The sequence below is a fragment of the Anoxybacillus ayderensis genome, from assembly GCF_000833605.1.
GTDB classification, from domain to species: Bacteria; Bacillota; Bacilli; order Bacillales; family Anoxybacillaceae; genus Anoxybacillus; species Anoxybacillus ayderensis.
The window spans coordinates 13,683-29,993 of sequence record NZ_JXTG01000012.1 but is presented as its reverse complement, the minus strand read 5'-3'; the positions used below and the strand labels follow the sequence as shown (position 1 = coordinate 29,993).

The window sequence follows — 16,311 nt, the reverse complement described above, 5'->3', positions numbered from 1 at the left end:
TTTTAACCAATAATAATGCGCTCTTTTGGATAATGGTACGTCTCTTTTTGATTGTTGCCGCGAATAAGGAACAAAAACGATAAAATGCCAATTCGTCCAATAAACATTAAAGCCGTAATCACTAGTTTTCCAAATGTGCTTAGTTGGGATGTAATACCCATAGATAAACCGGTCGTTCCAAAGGCCGAGCATACTTCAAAAACGATTTCGATCATTGTAAAAGGCTCTGAAAAAGAAAGAAACACAACAGCTAAAAAGCAAAGAATAAGAGCTGTTCCAAACACAATAAACGACTTTAATATATCTTCATGGTGAATCTCTCGTTGAAACACTTTAATCGAGTTTTTTCCTTTCGCATAAAAGAAAATCGTTAACATCACAATAGCAAACGTCGTCGTTCGAATCCCTCCCCCTACACTGCTTGGGGAGGCACCGATAAACATGAGGACACTTAAAACAAGTAGTGTAGGTTCAGAAAAGTCGGCGACATCCATCGTTGCTAGCCCACCGTTGCGAGAAGAAATCGATTGAAACAACGCATAAAAAAGCGACTCATGCCATGTTTTATTCGCAAAAAAACGATTCCATTCGATGAATAAAATAGCCCATGTCCCAAATAAAACGAGAAGAAAAAATGTGACGGTCGTTAATTTTGTGAAAAGCGAAAAACGATATTGTTGCTTTTGACGATGGAAGAAAAATTCTTTCACTTCAATAAGTACAGGAAAACCAATTGCACCTAAAACGAGCAAAATCATATGTATTGTTTGGACAAAATAATCGTCAGCAAATGGAATAAGCGACTGTCCTGTAATATCAAATCCAGCGTTCGTTGTTGCGCTCACCGATGCAAAGAAGCCTTGGAAAAACGCTTCTTTCCATGACGGAAAGTAACGGAGAAAATATGCACCTAAAATCAACGCACCAATGATTTCAATAGTAATAATGAGCGTTAAAATTTCTTTCATTAGCTTTACTAATCCAGCAAATGTTGAACGGTTTTGATCTGTCATAATCAGTTGTCGTTCGCGAAAGCCAATTTTTTTCCCGAACATCAGCCAAATAAATGTTCCAAGTGCCATAATGCCAATTCCGCCAAATTGAAGAATAAAAGCTAATACAAATATACCAGGCGTATTAAAAGTATGAGCTGTGGATACGACGGTGAGCCCTGTTACACTAATGGCGCTGACTGCGGTAAATAACGCATCAACAAAGCTAATCTTTACCCCAGGCTGATGAAAAATAGGAAGCCATAGTAAAAATGTCGATATGCAAACAGCTACAAAGTAAAATAAGACGATAAGCTGAACGGTAGATAGGCGCGATAATTTTCGAGATTTCACAGCTTTACTCCCTCACATGTTTTCGTTTTACACATATTTTGATTTTGGCAAATGACAAAAAGGAATGCAAGTCTGTTTTTTCATGAGGCAATATTTGTATTTATAAATTTTGTTACATTTGATAAAATAGTGTTGCTCATTGATTCGCAAAAGTGGAGGGGACAATTATGAAGACGCGTGGAAAAATTGTAGCTGTATATATTCTGACCGTTTTTTTATTAGTGGGGCTTATTAACGGTATGATTTATGTTCAATTTCAATCATTAATCGCAAATAAAGTGATAACGACAAATGCACAGCTTGCTTTGCAATTGATTGATGCGAAGTTTGCTGGGGAGTGGCAAATGAAAGACGGCAAACTTTACAAAGGAGAAGTAGAAATTAACAACAACGAGAAGGTCGTTGATTATGTAAAAGAAGTTGTTGGGGCAGACAGTACCATTTTTCTTAACGATGAACGTGTTACCACCACAATTATGAAAGATGGCGAAAGACAAATAGGAACGAAAGCAGATCCGAAAGTTGTACGGGAAGTCATTCATGGTGGAAAGCGTTACATCGGTGAAGCGAACGTACTTGGGGAACCGTATGTAACGAGTTATTTACCAATTACAAACGACCGTAATGAAGTCATCGGTATGTTTTTTGTCGGTATGCCAAAACAAATCGTCAATCAAGAGATTAATAACGTTATTATAAAAGTGATTGCTATTTCTGCATTGTTTGTTATTGTTGGAGTCATCGCATATCATTTCTTTATTTCTATTCGAATTATGAAACCGTTACATATCGCCAAACAACATCTCGAACAAATGGCTAGCGGCGACTTTAGCAAACAGGTACCTGAAAAACTTCTCGAGTCCAAAGACGAATTTGGCGAAATGGCGCGCGCACTCGCGGAGACAAAACAAGCGCTGCGACATATAGCTATTCACATTCAGACGCAAGCGGATGCCATCGATCAACAATCAAGCGCACTCTCAGCTACTTCACAACAAATGTCTGCATCTACTGAAGAAGTGGCCGCAACGATGGAACAAGTATCGCAAGGAGCGGCCGCGCAAGCGAACGATTTAGCCGACATGACCCATTCGCTTTCTTATTTAACAGAGAAAGTCGAACGTGTATATGTAGAACTTGAAAATGTCAAACAAGAGGCGGTTCGCACGTCTGAACGGGCAGATATTGGTAAAAAAGAAATGGATGTATTAATTGCTTCGATCGAACAAATTAAACGAGCGTTTGAAACGGTGACAAACCATGTTCGGACATTAACGACATCTGTACAAAAAATTAGTGGGATTACGGAAATGATTTCAACAATTTCAGATCAGACAAACTTGTTAGCCTTAAACGCTGCCATTGAAGCGGCACGCGCTGGGGAGGCTGGAAAAGGGTTTGCTGTTGTTGCTGATGAGGTGCGCAAATTAGCTGAACAGTCTAAATCATTTACAGAGGACATTGTTCATCTCATTACATCCATTAGTAAAAATACGGAAGACGTCATTCATACATCGGAAGAAGTGGAACACTTTATTAAAGATCAAGCAAATGCCGTCGAAAAAACGGTCCGTTCGTTTGCTGATATTTTAACATCCATTAGTCATATCGCACCTTTACTTGTTTCGACTGAACAAGCGATGGATGAAATCGTGAAAGAAAAAGATAAAGTGATTGCTCGTATTGAACAAATTAGTGCAGTGGCTGAAGAAAACTCAGCAGCGACAGAAGAAGTAACTGCCTCATCAGAGGAATTAACCGCATCAGCCCAAGAAGTAGCCGCAACGGCTCAACGGTTGTATGACATTGCAGAAAAGATGAAAGAAACGACCAATCGATTTACCGTGTAAAGCGACAGAAAATCTGTCGCTTTAAAAAATATTGTAAACGTTATCAAAACGAATTATAGTAAAATTAGGTGAAGACAATGGCGCAAAAAAAATGGACAATTATTTTAATTGGTTTGTTTGTTTTATTTCTGTACGTATTTTTCTACTTCATTATTGTGACACAGCAACTAGAAAGGACTGTTGCTCGTTTGCAATATCAGCCGAAACACATGTCGCAATATCCACATATTGTTTTAATATCCCAAGTATTTGATAATCCATATTGGAGAAAAATTGAGAATGGAGCAAAAGAGGCGGCAAAACAGTATAATATCAATATTGAATATACTGGTCCACTTCAAACAAGCATTGATGAACAAGTAAAATTGCTAGAAAAAGCGATTGCTTCCCGGGTGGATGGCATCATTGTTCAAAATTTAAAAGACGAAGCGTTTACACCGCTGATCGACAAAGCTATTTCGCGAAATATCCCTGTGATTACAATTGATGCTGACGCCCCAAAAAGCCGACGCATCGCTTATGTTGGAACAAATAATTTTGAAGCAGGTCAGCTGCTTGGAAGGGCAGTTGTTTCTCGCGTAGAAGGAGAGCGAGCGATTGGAGTAATCATTGGAACCGATACATCAGAAAACCAACGTCTACGTTTGCAAGGGTTTTTATCTGTTATTGCTGAGCATCCGCGCTTACAAGTTGTTTCCGTTACATCATCGAACATTTCTCGCATTCAAGCCTCGATTCAAGCGGAACAAATGTTGCGCAAACATCCGAATATTTCTGTTATGGTCGGCACGAGTGCGCTCGATGCGATCGGTATTCGAATGGCGGTAAAAAACTTACATCGTGAAAACATTCAAATTTTCGGTTTTGACGATGTGGAAGAAACAATGGAAGCGATCAAAGAAGGGGACATTGTGGCTACGGTCGTCCAAAAACCTTACGATATGGGATATTCAGCAGTCAAATTAATGGTTGACCATCTTTCTGGCAAACAAATTGATAAAGAACATTTTACAGCGATTGAAGTCATCGACCGTCAAAACGTTCAGCAGGGGAGAAACAAATGAAAATCCGAACGAAATTGTTTGTTTTTATTCCACTTCTCGTTCTTTTATTGAATTGTATCGCGTTTTTTATTTTTCAAAGTGGAAAAAAGGTACAAGAAAGTTACGATGTCATGATGCAGCGCATTTTTTTATATAAACAAATTTCGCTTGAAACACAAGAAAATGTGCGTTTTTTAAGCAGTTATTTAATTCATCAAGATGAAAATAGCTATAAAGAGTTAATTGAGCATAAAAAAAAATTGGAGATGCTACAAAGTTTGCTAACTGAAAGAAAACTAGAAGGAGATGACGCTTTTATACTCGAAAACTATAAAAATATGCTAAGTGTGTTTTTGCAAAGGGAACAGTCAATCATAAATCAACTTGTAAACAAACACCTCACAGGATATGCTGACCAATATAACGAAATTGAAAAAATTGCTTCATTTATTCGAGAAGATAGCCAAGCGCTTGTTGATGTTGAACTAAGCTTATATCAACCGGTGTATAAGCAAATGTTACAACATACAGCACGAATGAATGAATTAGGTGGGATGCTGTTTATTTTAACAACGATTTTAAGCATCGTATTTGCAATATGGTTATCACGAACGATCGTCATTCCGATTCATCATCTTGTTCATGCGGCGAAAAACATCTCAGCGGGTCAACTGGACACGCGAATCCCCCGCTTTGATGGATATGATGAAATCGGTTTACTCGGTAAAACATTTCAACATATGATTGAAAATTTGCGTATATTAATCTCTAAAAATATGGAAATATTAGAAAAAGAAAAACTTGTTCGAGAGTTAGAGCTAAAAGCGCTCCAAAGTCAAATTAATCCTCACTTTTTATTTAATACGCTAAACGTCATTTCAAAACTTGCTTATATCGAAGGGGCAGAAAAGACAAGTGAACTCACCGTATCCACGTCGAACTTGTTGCGATACAACTTACGAAAGCTCGATCAGCCTGTTACGTTACGTGAAGAAGTAGAGCATGCAAAGGAGTATTTTGCTATTCAAAAAGCCCGTTTTCGCGATCGTGTGACGTTTCAACTCGAAATAGATGAATCATGTTTAGACCAGCCGATCCCTTGTTTAACGTTGCAGCCACTGATTGAGAACGCTTTTATTCATGGTATCGAAGGAATGGAAGAAGGAGCGAACATTCAATTAATCATTGAAGAAAAAAGAAATTGCATTCAAGTAACTATCGCAGATAACGGTGTAGGGATGCCGTACGACGTACAACGAGCGATTATGAACGCATCATATTCATTAACAAAAACAGGTCATTCCACTGGACTTGGATTAGAAAACGTGCTACGACGTCTGCAACTTTTTTATGGGGTAGAGAAAATACTTGATATAAAAAGCGCACCAAACGAAGGCACAGCCATTATTTTACGACTGCCGAGGAGGGAGAGCGATGTACAAGCTACTTATTGCTGATGATGAGCCGCTAGAGCGTGAAGGGTTGCAATTGATGATTGAGCGCGCATTTCCACAGACGTTTACTATTTTTCATGCTGAACATGGTCGAAGTGCGATTCAGCAAGTGGAACAACATCGTCCACATATCATTTTTATGGATATTAAAATGCCGGGCATTCAAGGACTAGAAGCAATTGCAGAAATACGTAAAATAGATGCGCAATCAAAAATTGTCATTTTAACAGCATATGATTACTTTACATATGCGAAAGAAGCGATTTCTTTAGGTGTTATCGAATACGTGTTAAAACCGGCTAAAAAGCAACAAATCGTCGAGCTGTTGCAAAAATTGTTACATCAAATTACGAAAGAACAAGCGATGCGTGAACAGCAATTAACAGCTCGTGAAAAACTCGTTCAGCTGCAAGCGCTAAGTGAGACAGCTTGGACATGGTTGTTAATGGGGAAAATGGATGAATGTTCTGCACATACATTTACCGGCATGGAATTTGAAAAGGGATATGCAATGGTTATTGAATTAGAAAAAAGTGATGCGTCTGAGCGTGAAAAGTGGGAAGAAATAGTGAAACAATGTATAAAACAACAGCGACGTTGTTTATGTAGCCCGCTTAGCCAAAGGCAAATGGCTATTTTTATTGAGGCTGAACAACATGAACGGATCATTTCTTTCGCTCAATCGTTGTTAAAACAGCTTGAGAAAGCATTGCAACAGCGTGTAAAGATAGGGATTGGTACGATTCGCTCGGGAGTGGATGGTTTGAAGCGTTCATATAAAGAGGCGTGGACCGCGGTACGTTATGTATCATCATTTAGTCGAGCGATACATATTGATGATGTTCCGATAACGGACGAAGTGGAACAAATTCATATAAAGACAAATGGCAATGTCATTGAGCAAGTCGAAATGTTTTTGCACGAAAACTATTGCTATGATGTCACGCTTGAAGAAGTAGCAAAATATGTCCATTTAACACCGTATTACTTTAGTAAACTATTTAAAAAAGAAACAGGTCAAACGTTCATCGACTACTTAACACATTTGCGCATTGAAAAAGCGAAACAGTTGATGCGTGATGAAGGATTAACGGTGAAAGAAGCATGTTATCGCGTTGGATATAAAGATCCGAACTATTTTAGCCGTGTGTTTAAAAAAGTGACAAATATGACACCGACAGAATATCGACAAGAAGTGTGCGAGCGTCTATAAAGCGCTCGCATTTTTTTGTCTTATCACAAAAAAATGCTAATTTGTTCTTTTTCGCACTCATGAAAACGCTTAAATTGTGCGAATATATCGCAAATAAGTGAAGAAAACAAAGAAAACGCTTTCTTTTCTTTGTGGTACGCTTAACATGTAAACGATATGAAAAACAAGGGGGAATACATGTGAAATGGTGGAAACATGTCGCGAAAGGGGCGGCAACATTTGTTCTAGCCTCCGCATTAACAGCGTGTGGAGTTGTATCTTCAGGAAACGAAGGGGGAAGCGAATCGTCGAAAAAAGACGATGACAAAATTGTCATAGGACTTTCTATGGACACACTGAAGGAAGAACGTTGGCAGAGGGATAAAGAATTGTTTGAGGCAAAAGTGAAAGAGCTTGGAGGAGAAGTAAAAACGTTAGCGGCAAATGGGGATGATGCTGTGCAATTGAGCCAAGCTGAACAGCTCATTTCCGAAGGAGTAGATGTTCTTGTTGTGATACCCCACAACGCCGAAGCCTCTGCTCCAATTGTAGATAAAGCACATAAAGAAGGAATTCCTGTAATAGCGTATGATCGATTAATAAAAAACGCAGATGTTGATTATTATGTTTCATTTGACAATGTGCGCGTCGGTGAAATGCAAGCACAGGCGATTGTAGAGAGAGCACCAAAAGGAAATTACGTTTACATCGGTGGAGCAGATACAGATAACAACGCCCATTTATTCCGCCAAGGAGCGATGAACGTATTAAAGCCGCTTGAGGAAAAAGGCGACATTAAAATTGTTTACGATCAGTTCTCAAAAGATTGGAAACCAGAAGAAGCGTTAAAAAATATGGAAAACGCATTAACAGCAAACAATAATAACATTCAAGCCGTTGTTGCAGCGAATGACGGAACAGCAGGTGGCGTCATCCAAGCACTAGCCGCGCAAGGATTGGCAGGAAAAGTACCTGTTTCTGGACAAGATGCTGACTTGGCAGCACTCCAACGTATCGTTGAAGGCACTCAAACGATGACAGTATATAAACCAATTAAAGCCATTGCAACAAAAGCAGCGGAGATGGCTGTTGCTTTAGCGAAAGGTGAGAAAATCGAAACGAATCAAACTGTGTCAAACGGTAAAATTGACGTTCCATCTGTTTTGCTTGATCCGATTGCGGTAACAAAAGACAACGTATTAGATACAGTCATTAAAGATGGATATCACAAATTAGAGGACGTATTCAAAAACGTACCGAAAGATCAATGGCCAAAACAATGAAAACAAGGGGCTGGCTTTGCCAGACCCTTATTTTCAACATGATACAACGGGAGTGAAACGAATGTATGCGTTAGAAATGATGAATATTACAAAAGAGTTTCCCGGTGTGAAAGCGCTTGACCGCGTTAGTTTCAAAGTGAAAAAGGGAGAAATTCATGCGCTTTGTGGCGAAAATGGTGCTGGAAAATCGACGTTGATGAAAGTGTTAAGCGGACTATATCCAGCTGGCACGTATGATGGTGAAATTCGTATTGATGGTAAACCGGTCTCGTTTCGAAATATTGTTGATGCGGAACAGGCAGGCATTGCGATCATCCACCAGGAGCTCGCACTCGTAAAAGAAATGACGGTTGGCGAAAACATTTTTTTAGGACGCGAACCACGTAAATTCGGTATCATTCAATGGGATCAATTGTATTATGAAGCAGAAACATGGTTAAAGAAAGTCGGATTAACAATTTCTCCACAAACAAAAATCCATTCACTTGGCATAGGTCAACAGCAATTAGTTGAAATCGCAAAGGCGCTCGCAAAACAAGCAAACATTTTAATTTTAGATGAACCTACGGCAGCTTTAACCGAAAGCGAAGTTGAAATTTTAATGGGTATTTTAGAACAGCTACGGGCACAAGGAGTTGCGTGTATTTATATTTCTCATAAAATGCCAGAAGTATTTCGATTAGCAGATTCGATCACCGTATTGCGCGACGGAAAATCTATTGCGACACTTTCACGCGCAGAAACGAATGAAGATGAAGTTGTTGCGCTCATGGTTGGACGCGAGTTGACAGAGCGTTATCCGTACGTCAAAAAAACGCCAAGGCATGTCGTATTAGAAGTGAAAAACTATTCCGTTTGGCATAAAGAAAAACCGATGAAAGTCAATGACGGTATTCATATGACTGTTCGTGCTGGGGAAATTGTCGGAATTGCTGGTTTGATGGGAGCCGGGCGAACGGAACTAGCGATGAGCTTGTTCGGTGCATACGGAGGAAAAGCTGAAGGAGAAGTATGGATGGAGGGAGAGCAAGTGCACATTCGTTCGGTACAAGATGCTATTCGTTCAGGTATTGCACTTGTCACAGAAGATCGAAAAAGGTTAGGGCTTGTACTCGGAATGGATGTTAAAACAAACACGACACTAGCAAGTTTAAAAAACATTAGCCGTTGGCAAGTCATTAATCAAAATGAAGAATTAAAGTGGAGTCAAAAGTATGTCGATGAACTAAAAACGAAAACAGCGTCTTTAGAAACAGCTGTTGGTACGTTATCTGGAGGAAATCAACAAAAAGTCGTATTAGCGAAATGGTTAATGGCGAAGCCAAAGCTTTTAATATTAGACGAGCCAACACGCGGTATTGATGTTGGTGCAAAATATGAGATTTATCATTTAATGAATAAATTAGCAGAAGAAGGCGTTGCCATCATGATGATTTCTTCTGAGCTTCCAGAAATTTTAGGAATGAGCGATCGTATTTATGTTATGCGTGAAGGACGAATTGTGAAAGAGTTATCACACGATGAAGCAACACAAGAAAATATTATGATGGCAGCGACAGGAGGGGAATGAGTCATGGAAGTAAAAGCAGTCATCGAACAGCAACAAAAGAAGAAAAATATATTTGGAAAAGTAGATATTCGTGCTTATACGATGATCGGTGCACTCATTGCGATTTGGATTTTCTTTGGGATGCTAAATGAGACATTTTTAAGCGCACGAAATTTATCCAACTTATTTACACAAATGTCGGTTACCGCTATTTTGGCAATTGGCATGGTGCTCGTCATCGTTGCCGGGCATATTGACCTTTCCGTCGGTTCGATCGTCGGATTAACTGGCGGCATTGCAGCCATTTTAAGCAACTGGATGGGAATGCCGACATCTGTTGTCATCGTATGCACGTTGCTTGCGGGAGCGCTTGTCGGCTTTGTTCAAGGATGGCTAGTTGCTTATCGAGCGATTCCAGCGTTTATCGTGACGTTAGGTGGGATGATGATTTTTCGTGGGGCGTTAATGGGGATTACAAAATCAACAACTATCCCAATTTTTGATGCTCAATTTATCGCTTTAGGAAGCGCATATTTTACAAACGCCTTTGGGATCGTGCTTGCGGTGATCGCTATTGTTTCTTTATTTGTTTCTACGTTCCGTAAGCGAAAATCGCGGCAACAATACGGCTTTACTGTCTCACCATTACCGATTGAGATTGCTAAACTACTTGTCATTAGCGTACTTATTTTGTTATTCGTTTTGACGATGAACAGTTATAAAGGGATCCCTTTTCCTATTATTTTTGTTATTGCACTCGCGTTGATCTTTTCATTCATTGCGACAAAAACGACATTTGGTCGTCATGTATATGCAATTGGAGGCAACGTGGAAGCCGCTCGTTTATCTGGTATTAACATTCAACGTCATACGATGATGTTGTTTGTTTTTACAGGATTGCTCTCTGCCATTGCGGCTCTCGTGTTAACGGCACGCTTATCATCAGCTACTATTTCAGCGGGACAAATGTACGAACTAGATGCGATTGCTGCTTGCGTCATCGGTGGAACGTCGTTAATGGGTGGATCTGGTACAATTATCGGTGCAATGATCGGAGCCATGGTCATGACGTCGCTCGATAACGGGATGTCACTGCTAGGTATGGAAACATTTTGGCAATACATTGTAAAAGGAAGTATTTTAATTTTAGCCGTTTGGATCGATATTGCTAGCCGAAAACGAAAAGCGAATTAACAAAGGGCGTCTAGCAAGGCAGAAAATGCTGCCTTTCTAGCGCTTCTTTTGTATGAAAATGGAAATGTTTTAGAAATATACTGTTAGGGGGGGAATATTTTCATATGTCCCATTTCATTGTTCAATGGGATGTGGGGAAGCTGATCGTTAATACGATCAGTTTTTTGTTGAAATATGTCTTTTCTTTTAAATTTCAAAAATACGTCTTGTCTATTCTGTTAATTCATATTATATTATTCTTGTGAAAATATTAAATTTTCAGAAAATAAAAAGGGGGATTGACATGAAAGGGAAAAAGACGCTTTCTATTTTCACATCTGCTGCTTTAGCTATTGGTTTGTTAGCTGGCTGTTCAGCAGAGAAAACGTCGGAAACGGCAAAAAACGGTGGAGAATCTGGAGGGGGGACAGTCATTAAAATTGCCACACAAAGTCCGCTTTCTGGTGGAGCAGCAACGTTAGGAGAATCGATCAAACTCGGGGCTCAACTCGCGTTAGAAGAGCAAAAAGAAAAATTCGAGAAGTTAGGTTTCAAATTAGAACTCGTTCCATATGACGATCAAGCTGATCCGAAAAAAGGAGTAGCAAATGCTCAATTAATTGGGGCCGATCAGCAAGTTTTAGGTGTAGTTGGACATTTGAACTCAGGTGTTGCCATTCCATCCTCAGAAATTTACGAAAAATATAGCATCCCAATGGTCTCTCCAGCAAATACAGCAACAGATGTCACTGACCGAGGCTTAAAAACGGTGAACCGCATTTGTGCACGTGACGATTTCCAAGGTCCTGCAGGTGCAAAATTCGCTGTTGAAAAATTAGGAGCAAAGAAAATTTTTATCATTCAAGATAAAACAGCATACGGCACAGGCTTAGCAGAAGCGTTTAAAAAAGGAGCGGAAGAAGCAGGTGCTGAAATTGTTGGATTTGAAGGAATTACAATTGGCGAGAAAGACTTTAATGGCGTATTAAACCAAGTGCTCGCGAAAAAACCGGATCTCGTTTATTTCGGTGGTATGTATACAGAAGGTGGCATGTTAATTAAGCAAGCGCGTGATAAAGGTATTAATGTACCATTTATGGGCGGAGATGGGATGGACTCGTCAACGCTTGTTGAAATTGCGGGCGATGCAGTGAAAAATACATTCATTACATCCGCAGCAGGTATTGCAACGGCGACGGAGGCCGGAAAGCAGTTTGCTGAAAAGTATAAACAAAAATTCGGCAAAAATATTGAATCGTATTCCGCTTACGGATACGATGCGATGGGTGTTTTATTAAAAGCGATTGAAGAAGCAATTAAAGCAAACGGAAACAAACTTCCTTCCCGTGAACAAGTAGCGGAAGCGGTTCGTAACGTTCAAGATTATGAAGGAGTTGTGACAAAAGTAAGCTTTGATGAAAAAGGGGACAACAAATACGCGAAAATTTACATTTACAAATTCGAAGAAGCAACATATCCAGCTCGATTAGAAGATGAAGTAAGTAAATAATGATGAATACGTTTGAAAAGGGTATGACAGTTTGCCGTACCCTTTTCTTGTAAATTTTTTCACGAGCAAAGGGACAAGCTACATGTTTTTAGAAAAAGACAAGGAAATGGAGGAACTACATATGATCGAACATGTGCTACAAACATTACCCCAAGTCATCATCGACGGATTGGCATTGGGCGCTGTATACGCCATTGTCGCTCTCGGATATACAATGGTTTACGGAATTTTAGAACTTATTAACTTCGCTCATGGAGAAATTTTTATGACAGGTGCATTTGTTGGGACAGCGCTTTTATTATCATTTTCTGCTTTTGGCTGGCTATCTTCTATGCCGATGCTGTTGGCGTTGCTTCTCGTCCTTGTAGCGACATCGATTGTAACGGGATTGCTCGGCATGGGCATTGAGCGAATTGCTTATCGTCCGTTGCGAAATGCCCCAAAACTAATTACACTCATTACAGCAATTGGAATTTCGTTTTTATTACAAGATTTTGTTCGTTTTATTACAGAATTAAAGAAAGGAAACTACATTTTAACTGGTCCAAGTTTGTTTACTGGACAAGTAAACATTTCAGCTTCCTCTATTTGGTCAGGATTTCATGACGCCTCAGTTAAGTCCTCTTTCTTTATCGTTTTAGTTACAGCTGTTGTCATGATGGTGACGCTTGACTTTTTTGTGAATAAAACGAAGTGGGGGATGGCGATGCGTGCTGTCGCCCAAGATCGTGAAACGGCTGCGCTTATGAGTGTAAATGTCAATAAAGTTATCGCTTTAACGTTTTTTATTGGATCTGCATTAGGCGGGGCAACAGGTGTTCTTTTTGCGATTCAATATGGAACGATTGATCCATACATCGGTTTCATTTTAGGATTGAAAGCTTTTACCGCAGCGGTATTAGGTGGGATTGGAAACATTCGCGGTGCGATGTTCGGTGGCATTGTTCTCGGTCTACTTGAAATGTTTGCAGCGGCCAACTTACCGATTGTCTCTGATGGAATATTAGGAGCGGAGTACAAAGACGTGTTTGCTTTTTCTATTTTAATTATTGTTCTTATTTTCAAGCCAGAAGGACTATTCGGAAAAGTGTCGGTTGAGAAAGTGTAGGTGGTCGAGATGAAAAAATGGTTGAACGTATTGGAGAAAAATAAACGTCTTCAGGCGACCGTGATTGGTATGTATATTGCTACCACGTTTATCAGTTTATATTTAGCACAAAAATCAGTTGTTGCTTTTTTGCTTTTGCTTTCCTCGCTTTTGTTTTTATATTTTACGTCATTTTCGAATCGTGTGAAGTGGGTCATCGGCATTCTCGTATTAAGTGTGCTATTGCCTCTAGCCGCAAGCCAAGGAGAAGCTTATCAATCATATATGGAAGTGGCCACGTTAGTCGGAATTTACATTGCGATGGCGCTTGGATTAAACATTGTCGTAGGGCTTGCTGGTCTTTTAGACTTAGGGTTCGTAGCGTTTTTTGCCATTGGTGCCTATACGTACGGTATTTTCGCGACAGCACAAGCAAACAACTTTATGCCATTTGGACACTATCCGTTATCTGGGGAAAGTTTTTGGATATTTTTAATCATCGGTTGTATTGTTGCTGCGATATTTGGCGTGTTACTCGGCATTCCGGTTTTACGAGTAAAAGGCGATTATTTAGCGATCGTAACGCTCGGATTTGGAGAAATTATTCGTATTATTTTTAATAATTTGGATAAACCAGTTAACATTACAAACGGTGCGATGGGGCTCGCTTCTGTTCAACCGCCCAAACTGTTCGGGATTGAATTTATGTACCCGAGTCAATTTTATTATGTTGTATTAGTGATTTTGTTGCTTACGATTTTTATTGTCCGTCGTTTAGAATATTCGAAAATTGGTCGAGCATGGAAAGCGGTGCGGGAAAATGAAATTGCCGCACAAGCGATGGGCATTCCGCTCGTCCGTACAAAGTTGATGGCGTTTGCCGTTGGCGCTTCATTTTCAGGAATGATGGGGGTTGTATTTGCAGCAAAACAGACGTTTGTTGATCCAACAAGCTTTACACTGCTCGAGTCTATTACAATTCTCGTCATGGTCATTTTAGGAGGCATGGGTAGCGTTCCGGGGGTTATACTCGGTGCAGCGCTCGTAACGATTTTAAATCTTCAAGTGCTTACAGAATTAACAAACTGGTTGAACCAGCTTAGTTTAAGCGGAGTCGTTCACATTCCTGATGCGCTATCTCCAGCCAAAATGCAACGGTTTATTTTTGGCTTGATTTTAATTGTCTTTGCCTTGTATCGTCCGCAAGGATTGTTGCCGGCAAAAAATCCTCGTTTTGATGAAAAAGAGTTGAAAAGTGGTGTAACAAACGTAGCAGATGGAAAGGAGGGAGCAAAAGGTGTCTATTTTAACGGTTAAACAATTAACAAAGCAATTTGGTGGGCTTATTGCAAACAACAATATTGATATGGATGTACAAAAAGGGTCAATTACAGCTGTTATCGGACCGAACGGTGCAGGGAAAACAACATTGTTTAACATGGTCACAGGGGTGTATCAACCGACGAGCGGTGATATTTTATTAAATGGCGAGTCGCTCGTTGGATTAAAGCCCCATCAAGTTGCACAAAAAGGCATTTCGCGTACGTTCCAAAATATCCGTTTATTCAGAGCGATGACCGTATTAGAAAACGTCATGGTTGGCATGCATACGCATTTACGTAGCGGGTTATTTCATATGATACTTTCTACTCCATTGATGCGCAAAGAGGAAAAAGAAGCGAAACAAGAGGCGTATCGTCTTTTGCAATATGTCGGTTTGGAGTCACTTTATAACGAAGAGGCAAAAAATTTACCTTATGGGGCGCAGCGAAAACTTGAAATTGCCCGCGCACTAGCGACGAAACCAAAAGTGTTGCTATTAGATGAGCCTGCCGCTGGAATGAATCCGAAAGAGACAGCGGAATTGACTAAGCTTATTTATGATATGCGTGAACAATTGCAACTAACGATTATTTTAATTGAACATGATATGAAGCTCGTTATGGAAATTTCTGAACATATTATTGTGTTAGATCATGGGGAAAAAATTGCTGAAGGTACGCCGGATGACATTCGAAATAATGAAAAAGTCATTGAAGCTTACTTAGGAAAAGGAGCGACAACAGCATCGTAGGAGGGGATGGCGAGTGAGTTTGTTGCGTTTAGATCGCGTTCATACGTTTTATGGTGGAGTGCATGCGCTAAAAGGAATTGATTTAGAAGTATGTGAAGGGGAAATTGTTACGTTAATCGGCAGTAACGGTGCGGGAAAATCGACGACATTAAAAACAATTAGCGGACAAGTGAAGGCGAAAAGCGGAAGCATTGTATACGAAGGAAAAAACATGACAAACACACCACCACATGTAACCGCGCTGGCAGGCATCGCTCATGTTCCTGAAGGACGGAGAATTTTTCCACGATTGACGGTAAAAGAAAATTTAGAAATGGGTGCCTTTTCGGTGAACGATAAAAAAGAAATAGCTGAACGAATGGAGCGAGTCTTTCATTATTTCCCCCGGCTAAAAGAGCGTCTACAACAAAAAGGGGGGACGATGAGTGGAGGAGAGCAACAAATGTTAGCGATCGGTCGTGCTTTAATGATGAAACCGAAGTTGCTCATGTTAGATGAACCGTCGATGGGATTAGCTCCAATTATCGTTGAGCAAATTTTCCACATTATTCGAGAGTTAAACGATGAGGGAATGACAATTTTGCTTGTCGAACAAAACGCGTTTCAAGCGTTGCAAATCGCGCATCGTGGCTACGTCATTCAAACAGGAGAAATTACAATGTCAGGTACAGGAAAAGAACTGCTTGGAAACGAACAAGTACGAGAAGCATATTTAGGGTGAAACATAAGGCGTCTGGCGACAAAAGCTAG

Annotated in this window: 13 protein-coding genes; 12 read left to right on the top strand and 1 reads right to left on the bottom strand. The window is 40.0% G+C overall.

What is annotated here, in order from left to right; genetic code table 11:
• Positions 1-2 precede the first annotated feature (2 nt).
• Entirely contained in the window at positions 3-1,346 is a 1,344-nt protein-coding gene (locus tag JV16_RS10505; RefSeq protein ID WP_042535737.1) for a TrkH family potassium uptake protein, read from the bottom strand.
• Between the two features lie 167 nt (positions 1,347-1,513).
• On the opposite strand from JV16_RS10505, the gene JV16_RS10500 reads away from it, so the two are divergent.
• From JV16_RS10500 to JV16_RS10445, 12 genes are all read left to right on the top strand, one after another.
• Positions 1,514-3,196, top strand: coding sequence for a methyl-accepting chemotaxis protein (locus JV16_RS10500; RefSeq protein WP_042535735.1), 1,683 nt, complete (start codon positions 1,514-1,516; stop codon positions 3,194-3,196).
• 77 nt (positions 3,197-3,273) lie between these two features.
• Positions 3,274-4,260, top strand: a complete 987-nt coding sequence (locus tag JV16_RS10495) for a sugar-binding protein (protein WP_042535733.1) — start codon at positions 3,274-3,276, stop codon at positions 4,258-4,260.
• Positions 4,257-5,696: a sensor histidine kinase gene (locus JV16_RS10490; protein WP_042535731.1), complete on the top strand. Its 1,440-nt coding sequence runs from the start codon at positions 4,257-4,259 to the stop codon at positions 5,694-5,696. The genes JV16_RS10495 and JV16_RS10490 overlap by 4 nt, the downstream gene beginning before the upstream one ends.
• Positions 5,674-6,906, top strand: a complete 1,233-nt coding sequence (locus JV16_RS10485; RefSeq protein WP_042535729.1) for a helix-turn-helix domain-containing protein — start codon at positions 5,674-5,676, stop codon at positions 6,904-6,906. The genes JV16_RS10490 and JV16_RS10485 overlap by 23 nt, the downstream gene beginning before the upstream one ends.
• 179 nt (positions 6,907-7,085) lie before the next feature.
• A complete protein-coding gene (xylF, locus tag JV16_RS10480) occupies positions 7,086-8,168 on the top strand; it encodes a D-xylose ABC transporter substrate-binding protein (protein WP_042535726.1) in 1,083 nt (360 codons plus the stop codon).
• A gap of 16 nt (positions 8,169-8,184) precedes the next feature.
• Positions 8,185-9,738, top strand: coding sequence for a xylose ABC transporter ATP-binding protein (locus tag JV16_RS10475; RefSeq protein ID WP_084220346.1), 1,554 nt, complete (start codon positions 8,185-8,187; stop codon positions 9,736-9,738).
• Between the two features lie 3 nt (positions 9,739-9,741).
• Positions 9,742-10,911 carry a sugar ABC transporter permease gene (locus tag JV16_RS10470; RefSeq protein WP_021094134.1) on the top strand — a complete coding sequence of 390 codons (1,170 nt, stop codon included), beginning with the start codon at positions 9,742-9,744 and terminating at the stop codon, positions 10,909-10,911.
• 283 nt (positions 10,912-11,194) lie between these two features.
• The gene (locus JV16_RS10465) at positions 11,195-12,400 is read left to right on the top strand and encodes a branched-chain amino acid ABC transporter substrate-binding protein (RefSeq protein ID WP_042535724.1); all 1,206 of its coding nucleotides are present in this window, start codon (positions 11,195-11,197) and stop codon (positions 12,398-12,400) included.
• A 121-nt stretch (positions 12,401-12,521) separates the two neighbouring features.
• Entirely contained in the window at positions 12,522-13,508 is a 987-nt protein-coding gene (locus tag JV16_RS10460) for a branched-chain amino acid ABC transporter permease (RefSeq protein ID WP_021094132.1), read from the top strand.
• Between the two features lie 9 nt (positions 13,509-13,517).
• Entirely contained in the window at positions 13,518-14,804 is a 1,287-nt protein-coding gene (locus JV16_RS10455; protein ID WP_042535778.1) for a branched-chain amino acid ABC transporter permease, read from the top strand.
• The gene (locus JV16_RS10450; RefSeq protein WP_042535722.1) at positions 14,785-15,561 is read left to right on the top strand and encodes an ABC transporter ATP-binding protein; all 777 of its coding nucleotides are present in this window, start codon (positions 14,785-14,787) and stop codon (positions 15,559-15,561) included. The genes JV16_RS10455 and JV16_RS10450 overlap by 20 nt, the downstream gene beginning before the upstream one ends.
• A gap of 13 nt (positions 15,562-15,574) precedes the next feature.
• Positions 15,575-16,282: an ABC transporter ATP-binding protein gene (locus JV16_RS10445; protein ID WP_042535720.1), complete on the top strand. Its 708-nt coding sequence runs from the start codon at positions 15,575-15,577 to the stop codon at positions 16,280-16,282.
• Positions 16,283-16,311: the final 29 nt, after the last annotated feature.

Coding starts and splice junctions, on each gene's coding strand:
- JV16_RS10465 (WP_042535724.1), top strand. CDS start 11,195: ATGAAAGGGAAAAAGACGCTTTCTATTTTCACATCTGCTGCTTTAGCT.
- JV16_RS10495 (WP_042535733.1), top strand. CDS start 3,274: ATGGCGCAAAAAAAATGGACAATTATTTTAATTGGTTTGTTTGTTTTA.
- JV16_RS10460 (WP_021094132.1), top strand. CDS start 12,522: ATGATCGAACATGTGCTACAAACATTACCCCAAGTCATCATCGACGGA.
- JV16_RS10490 (WP_042535731.1), top strand. CDS start 4,257: ATGAAAATCCGAACGAAATTGTTTGTTTTTATTCCACTTCTCGTTCTT.
- JV16_RS10470 (WP_021094134.1), top strand. CDS start 9,742: ATGGAAGTAAAAGCAGTCATCGAACAGCAACAAAAGAAGAAAAATATA.
- JV16_RS10500 (WP_042535735.1), top strand. CDS start 1,514: ATGAAGACGCGTGGAAAAATTGTAGCTGTATATATTCTGACCGTTTTT.
- JV16_RS10455 (WP_042535778.1), top strand. CDS start 13,518: ATGAAAAAATGGTTGAACGTATTGGAGAAAAATAAACGTCTTCAGGCG.
- JV16_RS10485 (WP_042535729.1), top strand. CDS start 5,674: ATGTACAAGCTACTTATTGCTGATGATGAGCCGCTAGAGCGTGAAGGG.